Source organism: Paraburkholderia suaedae (genome assembly GCF_040812055.1).
Taxonomy (GTDB): domain Bacteria; phylum Pseudomonadota; class Gammaproteobacteria; order Burkholderiales; family Burkholderiaceae; genus Paraburkholderia.
This window is the reverse complement of record NZ_JBFOAH010000010.1, coordinates 89,710-110,313: the sequence shown is the minus strand read 5'-3', so window position 1 is coordinate 110,313 and position 20,604 is coordinate 89,710. Positions and strand designations below refer to the sequence as shown.

The following is a 20,604-nucleotide window of genomic DNA, read 5'->3' as shown; positions in this document are numbered from 1 at the left end:
CACCAGGAGAAACGGCGATGGAAGTGCTCAACCACACCGTCATCAATCTGATCATCTTCGTGCTGGCGATCTACGTCGGCTACCACGTGGTCTGGAATGTCACACCCGCCTTGCACACGCCGCTGATGGCCGTGACCAACGCGATTTCGGCGATCGTGATCGTCGGCGCGATGCTCGCGACCGGTCTGACGCTTGGCACGCCAGGCAAGTTCTTCGGCACGCTCGCGGTCGCACTTGCGGCGGTGAATGTGTTCGGCGGCTTTCTCGTCACGCGGCGCATGCTGGAGATGTTTCGCAAGAAAGAGCCCAAGAAGCTGATCGCCGACAAGACGGCCAAGGAGAACGCGTAATGAGCCTGAACGTCGTCACGCTGCTTTATCTGGTCGCGTCGGTCTGCTTCATTCAGGCGCTCAAGGGCCTGTCGAATCCGAAGACGGCGCGCGTCGGCAATACCTTCGGCATGGTCGGGATGGCGATTGCGATCCTCACCACCATTGCGCTGATTGCTAACCAGGCGAGCGCGCTCGGCTCGAATCTCGGCCTCGGGCTCGGCTTGCTGCTGTTCGCGCTGGTGATCGGCGGTGCGGTCGGCGCGTTCGTCGCGGCGCGCGTCGAAATGACCAAGATGCCCGAACTGGTCGCCGCGATGCACTCGCTGATCGGTTTGGCGGCGGTGTGTATCGCGTATGCGGTGGTGTCGGAGCCGGCCGCGTTTGGACTCATCGATCCCGAGAATCCGGTTCCCGGCTTCCTGCCTTACGGCAATCGCATCGAACTGTTCATCGGCACGTTCGTCGGCGCCATCACGTTCTCCGGTTCGGTGATCGCGTTCGGCAAGCTGTCGGGCAAGTACAAGTTCCGGTTGTTCCAGGGCGCGCCGGTCGTGTACGGCGGCCAGCATCTGATCAACCTGCTGCTGGCGATCGCAATGCTCGGCTTCGGCATCCTCTTCTTCCTCACGCAGGCGTGGCTGCCGTTCATCATCATGACGATCATCGCGTTCGTGCTCGGCGTGCTGATCATCATTCCGATCGGCGGCGCGGACATGCCAGTGGTGGTGTCGATGCTGAACTCGTACTCGGGCTGGGCGGCGGCGGGCATCGGCTTTTCGCTGAACAATCCGATGCTGATCATCGCGGGCTCGCTGGTGGGGTCGTCGGGCGCGATCCTGTCGTACATCATGTGCCGGGCGATGAACCGTTCGTTCTTCAACGTGATTCTCGGCGGCTTCGGCAATGAGCCGGGGGCGGCGGCGGCGGGCGGCTCGGCGGAGCAGCGTCCGGTGAAATCGGGTTCGGCGGATGATGCGTCGTTCATGCTCGGCAATGCGGAAACCGTGGTGATCGTGCCGGGTTATGGACTTGCTGTGGCGCGCGCGCAGCACGCGTTGAAGGAGTTGACCGACAAGCTGGTCGAGAAGGGCATCGAGGTGAAGTACGCGATTCACCCGGTGGCGGGGCGGATGCCGGGGCATATGAACGTGCTGCTCGCCGAGGCCGAAGTGCCGTACGACATGGTCTATGAAATGGATGACATCAACGGCGAGTTCGGTCAGGTCGACGTGGTGCTGGTGCTCGGCGCAAACGACGTGGTGAATCCGGCCGCGAAAACCGACCCGAAGTCACCGATCGCGGGCATGCCGATCATCGAGGCGTACAAGGCGCGCACGGTGATCGTCAACAAGCGCTCGATGGCGGCGGGCTACGCCGGGCTCGACAACGATCTGTTCTACATGGACAAGACGATGATGGTGTTCGGCGACGCCAAGAAGGTGATTGAGGATATGGTCAAGGCAGTGGAATGACTGCGGCGGGCATCGCGGGTCGCGTACCCGCGATGCCCGCTTTCGTCACCTGCCCGATCTGGACTTCGCGTTCACGTGCCGCAGCAAGTCCGCGAGCCGCCGGCCTTCCTGGTCCGGATAAAGTTCGAGCACCTGAAGATTTTTGATGTTCTCCAATCCGAAATTGCGGAAGTCGCCGCGTAGCTCGCACCACGCGCCGAGCGTCCAGCGCGCGCCCCAATAGGCCAGCGCGAGTGGCCAGACGCGGCGCTCGGTCGCTGCGCCGTTCGCATCGGTGTAGGCGAAGCGCACCACGTGCCGCGTGTCGATCGCGCGATGCAGCGCATCGAGCTGCGCCGAAAAATTCCCTTTGATGTGAAACGACGGCGCGAAGATCGCCAGCCGTTCGAGCGCTGCGCGTTTGTCGGCGGGCATCGCCGAGGCGATCTTGGCGAGCGCCCCGCGTGCGCCGCCCGCGAAGCCCGCGCCGCCCCATGTTTCGAGCATGCGCGCGCCAGCGGCGAGCGCGGCCAGTTCGTCGGCGGTGAAGGTGAGCGGCGGCAGGCTCGCCGTGCGGCTTAGCCGGTAGCCGATGCCGGCTTCGCCTTCGATTGGCACACCTGACAATTGCAGATCGCGCACGTCGCGATAGACCGTGCGCAGCGAGATGTTCAGCCAGTCGGCGAGTTGCTGCGCGGTGGTCAAACGCCGCCCGCGCAGCAGTTCGGCGATCTGGAACAGGCGGTCGGCGCGCGAGTCGCAACGACGAAAAAAAACCGCGCAACCCGAAGGTCCGCGGTTTTGCTTGCGGTGTGACGAGGCGTGTATCAGGCGCCCTCTGATCCCGCCGGCGTATCGGCCTGCGGGCGCTGACGCACGCTGCCCGCGATCAGATCGAAGCGGAACAGCCGGCATTCCAGCGCGCCGTTAAAGAGCGGCGTCTTGGTCGACTCGCGCAGCCGCAATTGCCCCGGCAGTTTGCGATCCGATGTCAGGATGAACGCATGCCAGCCGGTGAAGCGCTGCTTCAACGCATCGCCGAGCGACTGGAAAAACTCGCTGTCCGGCGTTTCTTCCTGCGCGCGGCGGAAGCCATCGTCGTCGCGGCTCTCGCGATTGGCGCGGCCTTCGCGCAGTTCGCCGCGCGCGTTGCGGCCGCGCACTTCGATCCGCTCGCCATACGGCGGATTCGCGACGAGGATACCCGCAGCGGCGCTCGGCGGCGTCATACCGCGCGCGTCGAGCTGCTTGAGCGGGATCGACGGCAAGCCGGCGCGCTGGAAGTTGGCGCGGGCCTTGTCGAGCATGTCGCCTGAGATATCGCTGCCGAAGATCTGCAGATCGGCGCGCGAGCTGCGCGCGGCGTGCTTCGCGTCGAGCGCGGCGGCCTTCAGCGTCTGCCAGGTCCTGGCTTCGAATGGCTTGAGCTTTTCGAAACCGAAGTGGCGCTCCGCTCCCGGCGCAATATTCAGCGCCACTTGCGCGGCTTCCGCGAGGAACGTGCCGCTGCCGCACATGGGATCGTACAGCGGGGTGCCCACGCTCCAGCCAGTCAAACGCAGAATGCCGGCCGCGAGGTTCTCGCGCAGCGGCGCCGCGCCCTTGTCCAGACGCCAGCCGCGTTTGAACAGCGGGTCGCCGGAGGTGTCGAGGTAGAGCGTGCAATCGGTGGCGGTGAGAAACGCGAACACGCGCACGTCGGGCATGGCGGTGTCGATGCTCGGCCGCGCGCCGCTGACTTCGCGCAGACGATCGCAGATCGCGTCTTTCACGCGCAGCGTCGTAAATTCCAGGCTGCGCAGCGGCGACTTGATCGCGGTGACATCGACGCGCAGCGTCTCGTTGGCCGAAAACCACTGTTCCCAACGCTGTTCGACCGCGAGTTCGTAGATGTCCTGCTCGCTGCGATACGGTCGATGCGCGATCTTCAGCATCACCCGGCTCGCGAGGCGCGAATGCAGGTTGGCGGCCATGCAGGCAGCCCAGCCGCCGCGGAAATGCACGCCGCCCGGCACTTGTGCGCCGGCCGTGAACGGCGCGCCGTTCAGAGGTTTCGTGGCGATTTCGGCGAGTTCGGCCGCGAGCGAGGCTTCAAGGCCGCGTGGGCAAGGGAGGAAGAAATCGAAGGACATTGAGCTTGCCGGAAGGCGTTGGATAAGGCGCTATTGTACGCGGTCGGGGTAGGCCGCTCGGCGCGATTGATGGCGGCGCTGCCGCCGCGGTGCTGGCCTACGCGCGGCGCTAACCGCCGCTAGCTGGCTTCGCGTCCACGATCAGGCACGTTGGCCGACACACTACGGCGGATCATCGACGCTTCCGCGTCACGCGTCACTGCCCCTGCGGTGTGCCGCCTGAAGGCGGGTACGTCGTCTTTGCGCCTCCACTCAACGCGCCTCAGCCACTTCAGCTGCCAGCCGCCGCCGTCGTTGCAGCCGCGGGAGGACAGGCCGGCACCGCCACGCTGGCCGCCTTGCCCGAACTGCCGCTCGTCGCACGCGCAGCGTTGCCCGCCGCCATTGCCTGCACGGCCGCCGCAATCTGTGCGGAGATCTGCGCCAACGCGTGCCGATGCCCTTCGACCAGCGCGTCATACCCGCCGCCGACCGGCTCGTTGACCACGCTGCGGCACGTCATCACCGCATTGCTGCGCACCGCCCGCACGCTCCACACCGCGTCGATCAGCGCGCGCGAACCCGGCCACGACTCGAAGCGCTGCACGTTCATGCTGACGCGATACACGGGCGTCGCATCCGGATGGGCGGTGCCGTACACGTCGATGGTGCGCAGTTGCTGCGTGAGACTGGTCGACAGCGCGCGGCGGATCTCGTCGCCGGGCAGCGAGGCCCAGCGCTCTTCTTCGAGCACCCTGACCTGGGTTGGCCCGCTCTGCACGACCAGCTGGTTCTTCGCCACTTGCGGCGGCACGTCGATCGGCGCGACCTCGATCAGCCAGGCGGGGGCCGCCGTGCTCGCGCTGACCGGCACCGCGGACGCGGCCGAATCGGCGCCCAACGTATAGAAGCGGCTTTGCGGCGACGTACACGCCGCGAGCGCCACCGCCGCGGCCAGCGCGCCGGCGTACACAGCGCCGCGCACGAGCGCTCGCGGCGAGCGGGGGAGCCGGGCAAACATCATGGTTTATCTCCTGATTTACCGCGCAACAGCGCTTCCGGATGACGCTCCAGATAATCCGACAGCGCGTTCAACGACTGCAATGTGCGCGTCAGTTCCTGCAACGCCTGATGAACATCCGACTGCATCGGCGAGTCCTGCTGCAACGTCGCCTGCGCCGAGCCGAAGGTCTGTTTCGCCGCGGCCAGCGTGTCGCGCGCCTGGGGCAGGACTTCCTTGTCCAGACGCGTGAACAGTCGATCGGCGTTTTTCAGCGCAGTGTTCACGTTGTCGCCGATCTGATCGAACGGCACCTTGTCGAGCTTTCTCGCGATGTCGGCGACCTGGGTCTGCAACTCGTCCAGCGTGTTCGGAATCGTCGGCAATTCGAGCGGATCGCTGGCAACGTCGACGGTGGCCGGCGGCGCCTTCGGGAAGACGTCCAGCGCGACGTACAGCTGGCTCGTGATCAGGTTGCCGGTGCGCAACTGGCCGCGCAGTCCATGCTTGACCAGTTGCTGCAGCAGCGTCTGGCCGGCGAGACTGCCTTGCTCCGGCGCGGTTTCGCGGAAGCGTTTGCCGAGGCGGTCCGGATACAGGTTCATCGTCACCGGCATCGTGAAGCTGCGCGTTTTCGGGTCGTAGTCGATGCCGATGTTGGTCACCTGACCCAGCACGATGCCGCGGAAGTCGACCGGCGCGCCGATCGACAGCCCGCGCAGCGACTGATTGAAGTTCATCACCACGCGCAGCGGCACGCCGTCCGGATCGCGCATCGCGTCGCCCTCATCCGACGCGAGGCGGAACGTCGTATTGTTCGGCGCCTGCGCGCCCACGCCCTGGCCGGGCGGCGACTGGAACGACAGGCCCCCGACGATTACCGTCGCGAGCGACTGCGTGTTCAGCTTGAAGCCGCTCGAATCGAGCCGCAGGTCGAGGCCGCTCGCATGCCACCAGCGCGAGTTGGTGCCGACGTACTGGTCGAACGGCGCGGACACGAACACTTGCATGGTCACGCCGGTGCCGTCTTTATCGAGCGAGAAGCCGACCACCTGGCCGACCTGCACGCGCCGGTAGAAGATCGGCGAGCCGATGTCGATCGAACCGAGCGAGTCGCCATGCAGGATGAACTGGTGGCCCTTCTGGTCGCCCGTGACAGGCGGCGGCGTTTCGAGGCCGACGAAGCGGTCTTCGCTGTCCGGCGAGCGGCCGGCGTCCGCGCCGATGTACGCGCCGGAAAGCAGGGTGGTCAAACCCGACACCCCGCTCGCCCCGATGCGCGGGCGCACCACCCAGAAGCGCGAATCCTTGACCGCGAACTTCCCGCCCTCCTTGGTCAGTTGCACCTGCACCAGCACATGCGAGAGATCCTGTGACAGCGTGATGGTCTTCACCACACCGACGTTGACGTCCTTGTACTTCACCTGGGTCTTGCCCGGCTCGAGCCCTTCGGCGCTGATGAAGCTTATCGTGATGGTGGGGCCTCGCTCCGTCACAGACCTGATCACCAGCGCGACGCCGATTAGCGCGGCGATGAGCGGAATCACCCAGACGAGCGAAGGCAGCCAGCGGCTGCGCGGTTCGATCTCGGGCTCGGGGAGTTGGGGCGGCAGCGTGGGTCCGTTCGAATCGTTGCGCGGCGCATCTGCGGAAGCGGGCGTCGGTCCTTGCGGGCTAGTCATGTTCGAGATCCTGAGTGTTTTGAATGTTGCCGTCGACGGGGTCCCAGATGAGCCGTGGATCGAATTGCATCGACGCCATCATGGTCAGAACCACCACCGAGCCGAACGCGATCGCGCCCGGTCCGGCGGTGATCACGGCAAGCGATTTGAAGCGCACCAGCGCGACGGTCAGCGTCACGACGAACACGTCGAGCATCGACCAGCGGCCGATCCGCTCGACCATCCGGTACAGCGTGATGCGCTGCTCGGGCCGCCAGCGCGAGCGGCGCTGCGCCGTGACGGTGAGCAGGACGAGCACGCTCAGCTTGAGCATCGGCACCATGATGCTGGCGACGAACACGATCACCGCGAGCGGCCAGTCGCCCGAGGTCCAGAAGTACACGACGCCGCTCATGATGGTGTCGTCTTCGGAGCCGAGCAGCGACGAGGTGTGCATCACGGGCAGCAGATTCGCCGGAATATACAGCAGCGCGGCCGCGATCAGCAGCGCCCACGTGCGCATCAGGCTGTCGGGGGTGCGCGAGTGAAGCCGGGCGCCGCAGCGTCCGCAGTGCTGCGGCGAGATAGAGCGGATGCGCGGCTCGACACGTCCGCATGCATGACAGGAGACGAGACCCGCGCGTTTCGCAGTGACGTATTTCATCGCCGGCTCATCCGTGACGCGGCGCGCGCGGCAAGTCCGGCGGCAATGCCGGTGGCGTCGCTGGTTGCGCTGCGCTCGACGGCGCGCCAGGCAACCGGGTCGGCACCGCAGCTTGCACATCTGCCGGCGCGGGCGGCACGGCTTGCGAGCCGAGGGCCGCCGCCGCGCTGTCGGCGCGCGTGCGCGGCCGCGGCCGCTGATCGAGCCCGCCGAGTTCGTCGGCGAGATCCCACAGCACGCGCGGATCGAACGTGACGACGACGGCGAACATCAGCGTCAGCGTGCCGAAAGCGAACAGCGCGGCTTCCGGGATCACGCGCGCGAGGCTGACCATCTTGACGATGGTGATCAGCACCCCGAGCATGAACACTTCGATCATGCCCCACGGGCGCACGAACTGGATGGCGCGCAGCACGCGGTTGAAACCGCTCGGCACATAGCCGGCGCGCAGCGGCACCAGCACATATAGCAGCGCGACCAGTTCCGTCAGCGGGAAGAGAATGGTCGAGCAGAACACCATCACCGCGACGATCTGCATGTCCTCGCCCCAGAGCGCGACGAGTGCGCCGAACAGCGTGGTCTGCGAGGTGATGCCGTTGGTTTCCAGTTCGACGATCGGAAAGGCCTGCGCAATCATGAAGGTGATCAGCGCGGCCAGCGTCATCGAGCAGATGTTGTCGAGCTTGCGCGACACGCCGCGATAGAGCGTCGCCCGGCAGCGCGGACAGCGCGCGGTTGTGCGTCCCACAAGCCGTGGCTTGCGGAACAGCGTATCGCATTCATGGCACGCGATCAGGTTGTCATGTTCCATCGGCAGAAGGACTAACGGAGTGAGCGGCGGCGGTCGACATCGAATCTTCGGGAGCCTGTCCGGCGGAGTGTGGAGCAAGTGCCGAGCAATAGTACCAAACGCGGCGTCCCGGCCGCGCTGACCCACCTCCGGCGCGGGCCGCGCGCGCTCACGGCGACGGCCTCGGCATACGAAAGTCTTACGCGACTGGGCCTCGTTCACCGCCACCGTCCCTTATTTTGCGACAGCAGCCAACGCAGCGCTGCCAGGTTCGGACAGCCTCGCCTGGGGGCTGCTCGGCCGGCTTTTTGCGTATGGGGTAGCATGGCGGCCTTGGCGTGTACCGCAGCCGACAAGACCTGACCGCAAGCACCGATGCTCGCCGCATTGGGGCGGGGGAATAGCAGGGCAAGCTGCGCCGTTAACCTCTCTTAGCTCGTGTTGATCAGTCATGGCACTTAATCCTTCATTCGGCAGTCGGGAGTCGTACACGCGCACTGCGATTGCCTTTCACTGGCTGATCGCGCTTCTGATCGTGTGCGGTTTCGCGCTCGGCTGGGTGATGACCGATATCCCGGGCTTCACCCCCACCAAGCTGCGCTATTTCTCCTGGCATAAATGGATCGGCGTGACGGTGTTCGCGCTCGCCATCCTGCGCATCCTGTGGCGCGCGACGCACGCGTCCCCGGCGCTGCCGCGCCGTATGCCCGCCTGGCAGCGCGGCGCGGCCCACCTCGTGCATCTGCTGCTGTACGTGCTGATGATCGCGATTCCGGCTTCGGGCTATCTGTTCAGCTCGGCGGCGAACGTACCGGTGGTGTATCTCGGGCTGATTCCGCTGCCGCGTCTGATCGCGCCGGACCCGCACCTGAAGGAGCTGCTCAAGAACGTGCACATCGCGCTGAATTACACGTTGCTCGTGCTGGTTGCGCTGCATGTGGCCGGTGCGCTCAAGCATCAATGGCTGGATCGTGACGGCCTGCTGTCGCGCATGCTCCCTTTCCTCAAATAAGGACAAATATGAAGGTCTCGTTTTATCGCTACATGCTCGCTGCGTTCGCCGCGGCCTCGCTGACCGCGGCCGGCAGCGCGCTCGCGCAAGTGGACGTCGGGAAGAGTTCCGTGACGGCCACTTCGAAGCAGATGAACGTGCCGGTGGAAGGCAAGTTCGGCAAATTCAATGCGCAGGTCAAGTTCGATCCGGCGAAGCCGGCCGACGGCAGCGCGCAACTGAGCATCGACGTGGCGAGCTACGATCTCGGCGACGAAAGCTACAACGACCAGGTGCGCGGCAAGGAGTGGTTCGACGCGAAGGCCTATCCGAGCGCTACCTTTGTGTCGAGCTCGATCGTGCCGGCCGGCGGCAATCAGTTCAAGGTGACCGGCAAGCTGACCATCAAGGGCAAATCGCAGACAGTGGTCGTGCCGGTCACGGTGAGCCAGCAGGGGGCGACGCAATTATTCGACGGCTCGTTGCCGATCAAGCGCTCGCAATTCGACATCGGCACCGGTGAGTGGAAAGACACGTCGGTGGTCGCCGATGACGTGGTGATCAAATTTCATATCGTCGCCGCGCACAAGTGACGCGTTTGGCGAGCCCGATGTCCGCTGCGCCTTGCGGGCGCGGCTATATTTCAGCAAAACCAGGAGCATGAATTGAAAACACGCACGTTGATCGCTGTTGCAGCACTCGCTTCGTCCTTCTCGCTCGGCGCGTTTGCCGCCGACACCTATCAGCTCGATCCGACGCACACGTATCCGAGTTTCGATGCGGATCATTTCGGCGGTTTGTCCACATGGCGCGGCAAGTTCACTAAAAGCTCCGGCACCGTGACGCTCGACCGCGCAGCGAAGACCGGTACCGTCGACGTGACCGTCGATCCCGCTTCGGTGCAGACCGGCAACAGCAAGCTCGACGATCATCTGAAAACGGATGCTTTCTTCGACGTGGCCAAGTATCCGGCGGTGACCTACAAGGGCACCGACATCAAGTTCGATGGCGACAAACCGGTGGAAGTGATCGGCAGCCTGACGATGCACGGCGTGACCAAGCCGCTCAATCTGAAGGTGGAGTCATTCAAGTGCATGCAGCACCCGCTGCTCAAGCGCGAAGTGTGCGGCGTAGAAGCGAGCGCGCAATTCAACCGCGCCGACTACGGGATGGATTTCGGCACCAAGTACGGCTTCAACATGGAGACGAAGCTGCATATCCAGTCCGAGGGCATCAAGCAATGAGCGCTTGAGTAAGTCTCGCGCATTCCGGTACAGGTATCGGTATCGGATCGCTTGCGCGGGTTGCGCCGCAACGCTAAAAACCGCTTCGTTCGCCTTGCGACGAAGCGGTTTTTTTGCGCGCGTCATGCGGCGACGGACGCCTTTTGCGGCATCGCATCCAATCTGCCGCTCGCGTCGAATCCATTTTCCAGTTAAATATAGCGCTGACGTCGCACCGGCTATGCGCGTATCCGGTCGGGCATTATCGGGCGTACCAAGCCCGCATCGATAATATTTCGCGCGAACTGGAGATCTGGATGAACGCAACGACAGCAGCAGGCATCGTGGGAAGCCGGCGCAATTCATGGCGCGCGGTGATCGCGGCGTCGATCGGCAACGCGCTCGAATGGTTCGACTTGGTGGTGTACGGCTTTTTCGCGGTGACCATCGCGAAGCTGTTTTTTCCGGCCGGCAACGACACGGTCTCGCTGCTGCTGACGCTCGGCACCTTCGGTGTGTCGTTCTTCATGCGGCCGCTCGGGGCGATCGTGATCGGCGCTTACGCGGACCGCGTCGGGCGCAAGGCGGCGCTTACGCTGTCGATCCTGCTGATGATGAGCGGCACGCTGATCATCGCAATCTTGCCGACCTACCAGAGCATCGGCCTTGCCGCACCGGTCATCCTCGTGATCGCGCGTCTGATGCAGGGCTTTTCGGCCGGCGGCGAGTTCGGCAGCGCAACCGCTTTTCTGGCCGAACACGTGCCCGGGCGGCGCGGCTTCTTCGCGAGTTGGCAAGTGGCGAGCCAGGGTCTGACGACGCTGCTCGCCGCCGGCTTCGGCGTGCTGCTCACCGGGAGCCTCGCGCCCGAACAGATGACGTCATGGGGCTGGCGGGTGCCGTTCGTTTTCGGTCTGCTGATCGGGCCGGTCGCCTGGTACATTCGCACCAAGCTCGACGAAACGCCCGAGTTCCTCGCGGCGCAAGCGACCACGACGCCCTTGCGCGACACCTTCACGAGCCAGAAACTGCGGCTTCTGATCGCGATCGGCGTGGTGGTGCTCGGCACCGTGTCGACGTATCTGGTGCTGTTCATGCCGACCTATGGGGTGAAGCAGTTGGGACTGGCGCCGTCGGTGGCGTTCGCGGCGATCGCGCTGACCGGCGCAATCCAGATGGTGTTTTCGCCGATCATCGGTCATCTGTCGGACCGGCACGGGCGCACCACCCTCATGCTGGTCCCGGCGCTGCTGCTGCTCGTGCTGATCTACCCGGCCTTTGTCTATCTGATCGCGCATCCGAGCTTCGGCACGCTGATGGTCATGCAAATCGTGCTCGGGTTTCTGATGACCGGCTACTTCGCGGCGCTGCCGGGTTTGCTGTCCGAGATGTTCCCGGTGCAAACGCGCACGACCGGCATGTCGCTCGCCTATAACATCGCGGTGACGATCTTCGGCGGGTTTGGGCCGTTCATCATCGCGTGGCTGATCGGTGCCACGGGTTCGAAAGCAGCGCCGAGCTACTACCTGATCTTCGCCGCAGCGGTGAGTCTGGTGGCGTTGATGGCGGCGCGTCGCAAGCTGGGATTTCGCTGACACCGGATGGAGGCGGCGGTAAACGCACAAGGCCGGTTCATCGTGAACCGGCCTCGTGCATTCGCGAAGTCCGCTGCTATAGCAGAATCACACTTGCGCACCCGCATTTGGATCGTTCGGATCGGGGCGGTCCTTCCTGTCCTTCAGCAGATCTTCGCGCTTCACGCCGAGCCACATCGCGAGGGCGGCGGCGACGAACACCGACGAATAAATACCGAACAGAATACCGACCGTCAGCGCCAGAGCGAAGTAGTGCAGCGTCGGGCCGCCGAAGAGGAACATCGACAGCACCATCATCTGCGTGCAGCCGTGCGTGATGATGGTTCGCGACATCGTGCTGGTGATCGCGTGGTTGATCACCTCGATCACGGTCAGCTTGCGTTCGCGGCGGAACGTCTCGCGAATCCGGTCGAAGATGACGACCGACTCGTTCACCGAATAGCCGAGCACGGCGAGCACCGCGGCCAGCACCGAGAGCGAGAACTCCCACCGGAAGAACGCAAAGAAGCCGAGAATGATCACCACGTCGTGCAAGTTCGCGATCACGCCGGCCACCGCGTACTTCCATTCGAAGCGGAACGACAGGTAGATCACGATGCCGATCACCACGCACGCGAGCGCGAGCAGGCCGTCGGTGGCGAGTTCCTTGCCGACCTGCGGGCCGACGAACTCCACGCGCTGCAACTGCACCTGCGGGGTGTCGGCCCTGAGCGCGCTCATCACCTGGTCGCTCTGTTGCGCCGACGTGAGGCCCTGCTTGAGCGGCAGACGGATCAGCACGTCGCGCGACGTGCCGAAGTTTTGCACCTGAGCGTCGGCGTAACCGAGCTTGCCGAGGGTGGCGCGCACCGGGTCCAGTGGCGCCGCGCCCGGGTACTGCACTTCGATCACGGTGCCGCCCGTGAACTCCACCGACAGATGCAGCCCGCGATGCACGAGGAAGAACACCGCGGCGAGGAACGTCAGCAGCGAAATCGCGTTGAAGATCAACGCACGCTGCATGAACGGAATGTCTTTGCGAAAACGGAAAAATTCCATGGTCTTGTTCTCCGGGACTCAGCGGGATGAACCCGGTTTCTGCGGCGTATTGGATGAACCCGGCGACGAAGCCGCCGCGTTGCGGCGGCGCACGCTCGGCTTGCCGGCGCGCGCCTGGGCACTGGCCGGGGCCTTGCGCTTCGCGGTGACCGCAGCGACGGCTTGCGCGGTGTCGGTTGCCGCGTCGTTGGTGCCGAGGTACGCGGCCGAGCCCGCGGGCGCGGTTTCCGGACGCCACACCTGGCCGATCGCCAGCGACTTCAGCTTCTTCTTGCCGCCATACCAGAAGTTGACCAGGCCGCGCGAGAAGAACACCGCAGAGAACATAGACGTCAGGATGCCGATACAGTGGACCATCGCAAAGCCGCGCACCGGGCCGGAGCCGAAGGCGAGCAGCGCGAGACCGGCGATCAGCGTGGTGACGTTCGAGTCGAGAATCGTCGCCCAGGCGTGCGCATAGCCGTTCTGGATCGCCAGTTGCGGCGGCGCGCCGTGGCGCAGTTCTTCACGCACACGTTCGTTGATCAGCACGTTCGCGTCGATCGCCATACCGAGCGCGAGCGCGATAGCGGCGATGCCCGGCAAGGTCAGCGTGGCCTGCAGCATCGACAGCACCGCGATCAGCAGCAGCAGGTTCACGGACAGGCCGATCATCGAGATCACGCCGAACAGCATGTAGTACGCGATCATGAACACGGCGATTGCCGCGAAGCCCCACACCACCGAGTGGAAGCCCTTCTTGATGTTGTCGGCGCCGAGGCTCGGACCAATGGTGCGTTCTTCGATGATCTCCATCGGCGCGGCCAGCGAACCGGCGCGCAGCAGCAGCGCGAGATCGGCGGCGGCTTGCGGCGTGGGCTGGCCGGTGATCTGGAAGCGGTCGCCCAGTTCCGACTGGATGGTCGCCACCGTCAGCACTTCACCCTTGCCGTGTTCGAACAGCACCATCGCCATCGGCTTGCCGATGTTGTCGCGCGACACGCTGCGCAACGCGCGGCCGCCGGCCGAGTCGAGGCGCAGGTTGACCGACGGACGCTGATGTTCGTCGAAGCCCGCCGACGCGTCGATGATCCGGTCGCCAGTGAAGATGACCTGCTTGCGCAGCAGCACCGGCGTCTGGTTGCCTTGCGTGAACAGCTCGTCGCCCGGCGGCACGGGGTCGGACGGATTCGGATGCGTATTGACCGGATCGGCGAGGCGCGCTTCGAGCGTCGCGGTGCGGCCAATGATGTCTTTCGCCTTCGCCGTGTCCTGCACGCCCGGCAGCTCGACTACGATGCGGTCCGCGCCTTGCTGCTGGATCACGGGCTCAGCCACGCCCAGTTCGTTCACGCGGTTATGCAGCGTCGTGATGTTCTGCTTGAGCGCGGCGTCTTCTACAGCGCGTTGCACTGCCGGCGTGAACGTGCCGACCAGTTGCACGCCGCCGTCCTGGCCCGGCTGCGAAGCCCACTGCAGTTCGCTGATGTTGCGGCCGAGCAGCTTGAGCGCCGCGTCCGCCGTAGCCTGATCGGCCAGCTTGACCACCACCGACTGGCCGACGCGATCCACGCCGCCGTCGCGCACGTTGTTTTCGCGCAGCATGGTGCGCACGTCCGACGCGTCCGAGTCGAGCTTCTTGTTGAGCGCGCCGGCCATGTCCACTTGCAGCAGGAAGTGCACGCCGCCGCGCAGATCGAGACCGAGGTACATCGGCAGCGCATGCAGCGCGGACAGCCACGTCGGCGAAGCGCTTTGCAGGTTGAGCGCGACGACGAACTGCGGATCGGTCGGGTCGCTGTTCAGTGTCTTTTGCAGCAGGTCCTTCACGCGCAATTGCGTGTCGGTGTCCGTGAGGCGCACGCGAACGTTCGCGTTGGTCGCGGAGTTGTCGAACGTGACGGCGGTCGGCTTGATCTGGTTGGCGGCGAGCGCGGCTTCGATTGCAGCCAGCGTGCCCGAGTCTAGCTTGACTGTTGCCTTGCCGCTCGACACCTGCACCGCCGGCGCTTCGCCGAACAGGTTGGGCAGCGTGTACAGGAGGCCGATGACCAGAGCCACCAGCATCACGGCGTATTTCCACAGGGGGTAGCGATTCATGAGCGGTCCAACGGAAGGTTGGCTTGGAAGCGATGCGTCCGGCGATGAGCGCGGGCGGATTGGCATGCGATGGCGTGCCCCGCCGGCGAGGCCGCGCCGGACGCGAGAGAGCAGGCCTTACAGCGACTTGATCGTGCCCTTCGGGAGAATCGTCGTGACCGACGCTTTTTGCACGGTGATTTCCGTGCCTGCCGAGATCTCGACGCCGACGTAAGCTTCGCCCACCTTGGTCACCTTGCCGACGATGCCGCCGTTGGTCACCACTTCGTCGCCCTTGGCCATCGCCGCGAGCATGTTGCGATGTTCCTTCTGGCGCTTCATTTGCGGACGAATCATGATGAAGTACAGCACGCCGAACATCAGGATCAGCGGCAGGAAACTCATCAGGTTCGATTCAATGCCACCTGTTGCTGTGCCTTGGGCAAAGGCATTGGAAATGAACGACACGTTGGTCTCTCCGTTATCAGTCAAACTATCAAAAAAATCAGCCGGTTATTCTACCACTGGCCGAACCTGCGTCGACGCGGCGAATCGGCTTTGCGATCGAACGTTGAAGCCTTTTGCGACGGTCGCGAAAGTGGATTGTAAGGTCTCGTTCGACAAGCGCCCGGATGGTTCCGTCGAATTCGCCGCCGCGCTCCGTCACGGCGCCTGCTCGACGCCGCGCGCCCGATTTTCGTGAAAGCGTTTGCGGAACGGCTCGAACATTTTCGCGTCGATTGCGTCGCGGATTTCCTGCATCAGCTCAAGGTAGTAGTGCAAATTATGGATCGTGTTCAGCTGCGCGCCGAGGATTTCGCCGACGCGGTGCAGATGATGCAGATAGCCGCGCGTGAAATTGCGGCAGGTGTAGCAGCCGCATTGCTCGTCGAGCGGGCGCAGCGAATTCCGGTGCGCGGCGTTGCGGATCTTGATGTCGCCGAACCGCGTGAACAGCCAGCCGTTGCGCGCGTTGCGGGTCGGCATCACGCAGTCGAACATGTCGACGCCGGCCGCGACGCCTGCCACCAGATCTTCCGGCGTGCCGACGCCCATCAGGTAGTGCGGCTTGTCGGCCGGCAGCTTCGGGCCGATGTGGTTCAGCACGCGCATCATGTCTTCCTTCGGCTCGCCGACCGACAGCCCGCCGATCGCGAGACCGTGAAAGTCCTTTTGCGCGAGTCCGGCCAGCGACTCTTCGCGCAGGTCCTCGAACATGCCGCCCTGCACGATCCCGAACAACGCGTTCGGATTGCCGAGCCGCCTGAATTCGTCGATCGAGCGCTGCGCCCAGCGCATCGACATGCGCATCGAATCGGCCGCGTCCTGGTGCGAGGTCGGTACGTTGTTGGTCGCATACGGCGTGCATTCGTCGAACTGCATGACGATGTCCGAGTTCAGCACCTTCTGGATCTGCATCGACACTTCGGGCGACAGGAACAGCTTGTCGCCGTTGATCGGCGACGCGAACGTGACGCCGTCTTCGGTGATCTTGCGCAGCTCGCCGAGCGAGAACACCTGAAAGCCGCCGGAGTCCGTCAGGATCGGCTTCTTCCAGCCCATGAAGCCGTGCAGGCCGCCGTGCGCCTCGATGGTTTCGAGACCCGGGCGCAGCCACAGGTGGAAGGTGTTGCCGAGGATGATCTGCGCGTGCATTTCCTCCAGCTCGCGCGGCTGGACCGCCTTCACCGTGCCGTAGGTGCCCACCGGCATGAAGATCGGCGTCTCGACCGCGCCGTGAGTGAGCGTGATACGGCCGCGGCGCGCCTGGCCGTCGGTGCCGAGCAGTTCGAATTTGAGGCCGTTGGCAGGGCGCTCGGCGGCGGTCTCTTGCAATCGATGACCGATGGTCATGGGCTAACTCCTGTGCTGCCGGAAAGCGCTTTGCCTGGGACCGGAGCAAGCGCTGCGGCGCTCGCTTCGGATCGGCAAGTCCGGCGTGAATATCGAATCGCCGCCGGAAGGCTTCGCGGCGGCTAAGGGAATTGCGAAAAGCTCAAAAAGCTGATCAGGCTATGCGGCCGGCCCGGCCCAAGGCTCGCGCCTCGTGAGCAGCATCGCGTCGCCGTAACTGAAGAACCGGTAACGCTGCGCGATCGCGTGACGATATGCCGCGCGAATCGTCTCGACACCGGCGAACGCCGACACCAGCATCAGCAACGTCGACTTTGGCAAATGGAAGTTGGTCACCAGCCGGTCGACCACGCGAAACCGGTAGCCCGGCGTGATGAAAATGTCGGTTTCCGTGCTGGCCGCGGCGAGCGGGCGACCGGCTGCTTCGGCGTCGCGTGCGGCGGCTTCGAGCGCGCGCATCGAGGTCGTGCCCACCGCGATCACGCGGTGGCCGCGCGCCTTCGTCGTCGCGATCTTGTCGGCGAGCGACTGCGGCAGGTGATACCACTCGCTATGCATCTTGTGCTCGTCGAGATTCTCTACCCGCACCGGCTGGAACGTGCCCGCGCCGACGTGCAGCGTCAGCGTCGCGCGCTCCACGCCGCGGGCATCCAGTTGCGCGAGCAGCGCGTCGTCGAAATGCAGGCCGGCGGTGGGTGCGGCCACCGCGCCGGGGTTTCGCGCGAACACGGTCTGGTAGCGGGTCTCGTCGGTCGAGTCGGGATCGTGCTCGATGTACGGCGGCAACGGCAGACGGCCGAACTGCTCGATCAGCGTCAGGCAGTCGGCGGGGAAGTGCAGCGTGTAGAACGGCTCGACGCGCTCGCCGACGGTAACGTCGAAGGCGTCGGCGAGACGGATGGTGCTGCCCGGCTGCGGGCTCTTGCTCGCGCGGATCTGCGCGAGCGCCGTGCGCTCGCCGGTGAGGCGCTCTACCAGCACTTCGATGTTGCCGCCACTGGCCTTCTGGCCGAGGAAGCGCGCCTTCAGGACTTTGGTATCGTTGAAGACCAGCAGATCGCCAGGCGCGATGCAAGCGGGGAATTCGGCAAAGCGGCGATCGATCAGACGCGCTGCGTCGCCGGTGTTGTCCACTTCGAGCAGACGGCTGGCGCTGCGCTCGGGCAGCGCGACTTGCGCGATCAGCTCGGGTGGCAGATCGAAATCGAAATCGGAAAGCTTAAACATGCGAACGACTGGAAGCGAATTGAGACTGGATTGAGCCGAAGCCGGAGCCGGGCGGCTATGATTGCGGGACGCCAGAGCGGCCCGCACGCCCGCGCGCTGTATGGCGGCAATACCTTTGACAGCCGATATTGTACTTGCGAAGCAGCCCATGCCTTTGTCCGACCGCCGATTGTCCTCCGCTACCGATGAAGCGGGCGCCGAACCGAAGCGCCGCGGGATGCGCGGCGGTGCGGCGGCGCACGTGAGCGAGACCGGCGCGGACGTTGCGAAGACGCACCGGGCGAGCGCTGCCGTTGAAGGTGAAAACACGGCGGACAAGGCGGGTGAAGACCCGGGTAAAAGAGCCGGCGAAGATCTCCCTGAAAAGCCCGCTGACCCGTTCGGCGATAAGCCAGCTGGCAAACCCGCCGCTGGCAAACCCGCCGGCAAAGCCGGCGCGAAGCCCGCCGACAAACTGGCCAAACTCGGCCTCACGCGCGACATCGACCTCGTGTTGCATCTGCCGATGCGTTACGAGGACGAAACCTCGCTGACGCCAATCGGCCAGTTGCTGCCGGGCGGCATCGCGCAAACGGAAGGCGTCGTGTTCGACAACGAGATCGCCTATCGGCCGCGCCGTCAGCTGCTGGTGAAGCTGCACGACGATGCCGGCGACGAACTCGTGCTGCGGTTCCTGAACTTCTACGGCTCGCAGGTCAAGCAGATGGCGATCGGCGCGCGGCTGCGGGTGCGCGGCGATGTGCGCGGCGGCTTCTTCGGCATGGAGATGGTGCACCCGGCAGTGCGCGTCGTCGACCAGGACACGCCGTTGCCGCAGGCGCTCACGCCGGTCTACCCGAGCACCGCCGGCGTCACGCAGGCGTATCTGCGCAAATCGATCGACAACGCGCTGGCGCGCACGTCGCTGCCGGAGTTGTTGCCCGAGCCCGTCGCGCACGCGTTCCTCGCGCCGCTCGGCGTGCCGTCGCTGATGGACGCGGTGCGCACCCTGCATCATCCCGGCGCGCAGACCGACGAGACTGCGTTGATCGACGGCACGCATCCGGCGTGGGTGCGCATCAAGTTCGAGGAGCTGCTCGCGCAGCAGATGTCGCTCAAGCGCGCGCACGAAGAGCGCCGCGCGCGTACCGCGCCGGCCATGCCGCGCCGCAAGCAGGGCGATGAGTCGGCGCTGGTCGCGCGCTTGCTCAAGGCGCTGCCGTTTTCGCTGACGGCGGCGCAGGAGCGCGTCGGCGGCGAGATTGCGCTGGATTTGACCCAGCCTCATCCGATGCAGCGCCTGCTGCAAGGCGACGTGGGCAGCGGCAAGACGATCGTCGCCGCGCTCGCCGCCGCGCAGGCCATCGACGCCGGCTACCAGGCCGCGCTGATGGCGCCGACCGAAATCCTCGCCGAGCAGCACGCGCGCAAGCTGCGCGGCTGGCTGGAACCGCTTGGCGTGAGCGTCGCGTGGCTGGCGGGCAGTTTGAAGACCAGGGAAAAGCGCGCCGCGCTCGAAGCCGCCTCGCTCGGCACCGCGCAACTCGTGATCGGCACGCATGCCATCATTCAGGACGCCGTGGAGTTCGCCCGCCTCGGGCTCGTGATCGTCGATGAACAGCATCGCTTCGGCGTCGCCCAACGGCTCGCGCTGCGCGCCAAGGCGAGCCCCCCGGCGGGCGCACCTTCCGGGCAAAACGCGGCCGACCGCGCGCGCGACTTCCAGCCGCATCAGCTGATGATGTCCGCGACGCCGATTCCGCGCACGCTGGCCATGACCTACTACGCCGACCTCGACGTGTCGACCATCGACGAATTGCCGCCCGGACGCACGCCGATCCTCACCAAGCTCGTATCCGATGCGCGGCGCGACGAGGTGATCGCCCGCGTGCGCGAGGCGGCGCTGACCGGGCGCCAGGTCTACTGGGTGTGTCCGCTGATCGAAGAAAGCGAGACCTTGCAGTTGCAGACCGCGGTCGAAACCTACGAGACGCTGGTCGCGGCGCTGCCCGAGCTGAACGTCGGCCTCGTGCACGGGCGTCTGAGCCCTGCCGAGAAGGCATCGGTGATGGATGCGTTCACGCGCAACGAGGTGCAGTTGCTAGTCGCGACCACAGTGATCGAAGTGGGCGTCGACGTGCCGAACGCGTCGCTGATGGTGGTCGAGCACGCCGAGCGCTTCGGCCTCGCGCAACTGCACCAGTTGCGCGGCCGGGTGGGGCGCGGCAGCGCGGCGTCGGTGTGCGTGCTGCTTTACACGGGACCGCTGTCCATGACGGCGCGCGCCCGCTTGCAGACGATGCGCGAGACGACCGACGGCTTCGAGATCGCGCGGCGCGACCTCGAAATCCGGGGACCGGGTGAGTTTCTGGGTGCGCGTCAGTCGGGCGCGGCGATGCTGCGGTTCGCCGATCTGGAGAACGACCAGTGGTTGATCGAGCCCGCGCGCGACGCTGCGGCCGTCCTGCTCGACCAATATCCCGACGTGGTGATGCGGCATCTGGCGCGGTGGCTCGGCGCGCGAGAGCAGTATTTGAAGGCGTGACGCTGGTTTGACGTCGATGTCCGTGCGCGGGCGGCCGCCCCAAACGTCTTCTGCAAAGTCAACCCGCCCGCCGCCACGCAGAGGT

At 65.2% G+C, this 20,604-nt stretch carries 18 protein-coding genes; 7 read left to right on the top strand and 11 right to left on the bottom strand.

The window, feature by feature from the left end; translation table 11 throughout:
- Positions 1-17: 17 nt before the first annotated feature.
- The gene (locus tag ABQJ48_RS16100; protein WP_367839000.1) at positions 18-350 is read left to right on the top strand and encodes an NAD(P) transhydrogenase subunit alpha part 2; all 333 of its coding nucleotides are present in this window, start codon (positions 18-20) and stop codon (positions 348-350) included.
- Entirely contained in the window at positions 350-1,804 is a 1,455-nt protein-coding gene (locus ABQJ48_RS16095; protein ID WP_367838999.1) for an NAD(P)(+) transhydrogenase (Re/Si-specific) subunit beta, read from the top strand. Before ABQJ48_RS16100 ends, ABQJ48_RS16095 begins: the two co-directional genes overlap by 1 nt.
- A 45-nt stretch (positions 1,805-1,849) precedes the next feature.
- Here the strand turns inward: ABQJ48_RS16095 and ABQJ48_RS16090 are convergent, their stop codons facing one another.
- From ABQJ48_RS16090 to ABQJ48_RS16065, 6 genes are all read right to left on the bottom strand, one after another.
- Positions 1,850-2,524, bottom strand: a complete 675-nt coding sequence (locus ABQJ48_RS16090; RefSeq protein ID WP_367839092.1) for a helix-turn-helix transcriptional regulator — start codon at positions 2,522-2,524, stop codon at positions 1,850-1,852.
- Positions 2,525-2,610: 86 nt separating this feature from the next.
- Positions 2,611-3,915 (bottom strand): THUMP domain-containing class I SAM-dependent RNA methyltransferase, encoded by a 1,305-nt coding sequence (locus tag ABQJ48_RS16085; RefSeq protein ID WP_367838998.1) that lies wholly within the window; start codon positions 3,913-3,915, stop codon positions 2,611-2,613.
- Positions 3,916-4,186: 271 nt separating this feature from the next.
- Positions 4,187-4,918 carry a PqiC family protein gene (locus ABQJ48_RS16080; RefSeq protein WP_367838997.1) on the bottom strand — a complete coding sequence of 244 codons (732 nt, stop codon included), beginning with the start codon at positions 4,916-4,918 and terminating at the stop codon, positions 4,187-4,189.
- The gene (locus tag ABQJ48_RS16075; protein ID WP_367838996.1) at positions 4,915-6,576 is read right to left on the bottom strand and encodes a PqiB family protein; all 1,662 of its coding nucleotides are present in this window, start codon (positions 6,574-6,576) and stop codon (positions 4,915-4,917) included. The genes ABQJ48_RS16080 and ABQJ48_RS16075 overlap by 4 nt, the downstream gene beginning before the upstream one ends.
- Positions 6,569-7,219, bottom strand: a complete 651-nt coding sequence (locus tag ABQJ48_RS16070) for a paraquat-inducible protein A (RefSeq protein ID WP_367838995.1) — start codon at positions 7,217-7,219, stop codon at positions 6,569-6,571. Before ABQJ48_RS16070 ends, ABQJ48_RS16075 begins: the two co-directional genes overlap by 8 nt.
- Positions 7,220-7,226: 7 nt before the next feature.
- Positions 7,227-8,030, bottom strand: coding sequence for a paraquat-inducible protein A (locus ABQJ48_RS16065; RefSeq protein WP_367838994.1), 804 nt, complete (start codon positions 8,028-8,030; stop codon positions 7,227-7,229).
- Between the two features lie 430 nt (positions 8,031-8,460).
- On the opposite strand from ABQJ48_RS16065, the gene ABQJ48_RS16060 reads away from it, so the two are divergent.
- The 4 genes from ABQJ48_RS16060 to ABQJ48_RS16045 all read left to right on the top strand — a co-directional run bounded on the left by ABQJ48_RS16060 (position 8,461) and on the right by ABQJ48_RS16045 (position 11,818).
- Positions 8,461-9,021 carry a cytochrome b gene (locus tag ABQJ48_RS16060; RefSeq protein WP_367838993.1) on the top strand — a complete coding sequence of 187 codons (561 nt, stop codon included), beginning with the start codon at positions 8,461-8,463 and terminating at the stop codon, positions 9,019-9,021.
- Positions 9,022-9,029: 8 nt separating this feature from the next.
- Positions 9,030-9,593 carry a YceI family protein gene (locus ABQJ48_RS16055; RefSeq protein ID WP_367838992.1) on the top strand — a complete coding sequence of 188 codons (564 nt, stop codon included), beginning with the start codon at positions 9,030-9,032 and terminating at the stop codon, positions 9,591-9,593.
- Between the two features lie 72 nt (positions 9,594-9,665).
- Positions 9,666-10,244, top strand: coding sequence for a YceI family protein (locus tag ABQJ48_RS16050; protein ID WP_367838991.1), 579 nt, complete (start codon positions 9,666-9,668; stop codon positions 10,242-10,244).
- A gap of 296 nt (positions 10,245-10,540) precedes the next feature.
- Entirely contained in the window at positions 10,541-11,818 is a 1,278-nt protein-coding gene (locus ABQJ48_RS16045) for an MFS transporter (RefSeq protein ID WP_367838990.1), read from the top strand.
- Between the two features lie 87 nt (positions 11,819-11,905).
- Here ABQJ48_RS16045 and secF read toward each other — a convergent pair whose 3' ends face one another.
- The 5 genes from secF to queA all read right to left on the bottom strand — a co-directional run bounded on the left by secF (position 11,906) and on the right by queA (position 17,995).
- On the bottom strand, positions 11,906-12,856 hold the full coding sequence (secF, locus tag ABQJ48_RS16040; protein ID WP_367838989.1) for a protein translocase subunit SecF: 951 nt from the start codon (positions 12,854-12,856) through the stop codon (positions 11,906-11,908).
- Positions 12,857-12,874: 18 nt separating this feature from the next.
- Positions 12,875-14,935, bottom strand: a complete 2,061-nt coding sequence (gene secD, locus ABQJ48_RS16035) for a protein translocase subunit SecD (protein ID WP_367838988.1) — start codon at positions 14,933-14,935, stop codon at positions 12,875-12,877.
- Between the two features lie 117 nt (positions 14,936-15,052).
- Positions 15,053-15,382: a preprotein translocase subunit YajC gene (gene yajC, locus ABQJ48_RS16030; protein ID WP_367838987.1), complete on the bottom strand. Its 330-nt coding sequence runs from the start codon at positions 15,380-15,382 to the stop codon at positions 15,053-15,055.
- Positions 15,383-15,577: 195 nt separating this feature from the next.
- Positions 15,578-16,768 (bottom strand): tRNA guanosine(34) transglycosylase Tgt, encoded by a 1,191-nt coding sequence (tgt, locus tag ABQJ48_RS16025; RefSeq protein WP_367838986.1) that lies wholly within the window; start codon positions 16,766-16,768, stop codon positions 15,578-15,580.
- 159 nt (positions 16,769-16,927) lie between these two features.
- The gene (gene queA / locus ABQJ48_RS16020; protein WP_367838985.1) at positions 16,928-17,995 is read right to left on the bottom strand and encodes a tRNA preQ1(34) S-adenosylmethionine ribosyltransferase-isomerase QueA; all 1,068 of its coding nucleotides are present in this window, start codon (positions 17,993-17,995) and stop codon (positions 16,928-16,930) included.
- Between the two features lie 148 nt (positions 17,996-18,143).
- Here queA and recG point away from each other — a divergent pair, with 148 nt between their 5' ends.
- Positions 18,144-20,519 (top strand): ATP-dependent DNA helicase RecG, encoded by a 2,376-nt coding sequence (recG, locus tag ABQJ48_RS16015; RefSeq protein WP_367838984.1) that lies wholly within the window; start codon positions 18,144-18,146, stop codon positions 20,517-20,519.
- Positions 20,520-20,604 lie beyond the last annotated feature (85 nt).

What these genes read in the sequence shown, in the direction of transcription:
- ABQJ48_RS16100 (WP_367839000.1), top strand. Translation starts at nt 18, where the DNA reads ATGGAAGTGCTCAACCACACCGTCATCAATCTGATCATCTTCGTGCTG.
- ABQJ48_RS16095 (WP_367838999.1), top strand. Translation starts at nt 350, where the DNA reads ATGAGCCTGAACGTCGTCACGCTGCTTTATCTGGTCGCGTCGGTCTGC.
- ABQJ48_RS16085 (WP_367838998.1), bottom strand. Translation starts at nt 3,915, where the DNA reads ATGTCCTTCGATTTCTTCCTCCCTTGCCCACGCGGCCTTGAAGCCTCG.
- ABQJ48_RS16080 (WP_367838997.1), bottom strand. Translation starts at nt 4,918, where the DNA reads ATGATGTTTGCCCGGCTCCCCCGCTCGCCGCGAGCGCTCGTGCGCGGC.
- ABQJ48_RS16075 (WP_367838996.1), bottom strand. Translation starts at nt 6,576, where the DNA reads ATGACTAGCCCGCAAGGACCGACGCCCGCTTCCGCAGATGCGCCGCGC.
- ABQJ48_RS16070 (WP_367838995.1), bottom strand. Translation starts at nt 7,219, where the DNA reads ATGAAATACGTCACTGCGAAACGCGCGGGTCTCGTCTCCTGTCATGCA.
- ABQJ48_RS16065 (WP_367838994.1), bottom strand. Translation starts at nt 8,030, where the DNA reads ATGGAACATGACAACCTGATCGCGTGCCATGAATGCGATACGCTGTTC.
- ABQJ48_RS16060 (WP_367838993.1), top strand. Translation starts at nt 8,461, where the DNA reads ATGGCACTTAATCCTTCATTCGGCAGTCGGGAGTCGTACACGCGCACT.
- ABQJ48_RS16055 (WP_367838992.1), top strand. Translation starts at nt 9,030, where the DNA reads ATGAAGGTCTCGTTTTATCGCTACATGCTCGCTGCGTTCGCCGCGGCC.
- ABQJ48_RS16045 (WP_367838990.1), top strand. Translation starts at nt 10,541, where the DNA reads ATGAACGCAACGACAGCAGCAGGCATCGTGGGAAGCCGGCGCAATTCA.
- secF (WP_367838989.1), bottom strand. Translation starts at nt 12,856, where the DNA reads ATGGAATTTTTCCGTTTTCGCAAAGACATTCCGTTCATGCAGCGTGCG.
- secD (WP_367838988.1), bottom strand. Translation starts at nt 14,935, where the DNA reads ATGAATCGCTACCCCCTGTGGAAATACGCCGTGATGCTGGTGGCTCTG.
- tgt (WP_367838986.1), bottom strand. Translation starts at nt 16,768, where the DNA reads ATGACCATCGGTCATCGATTGCAAGAGACCGCCGCCGAGCGCCCTGCC.
- queA (WP_367838985.1), bottom strand. Translation starts at nt 17,995, where the DNA reads ATGTTTAAGCTTTCCGATTTCGATTTCGATCTGCCACCCGAGCTGATC.
- recG (WP_367838984.1), top strand. Translation starts at nt 18,144, where the DNA reads ATGCCTTTGTCCGACCGCCGATTGTCCTCCGCTACCGATGAAGCGGGC.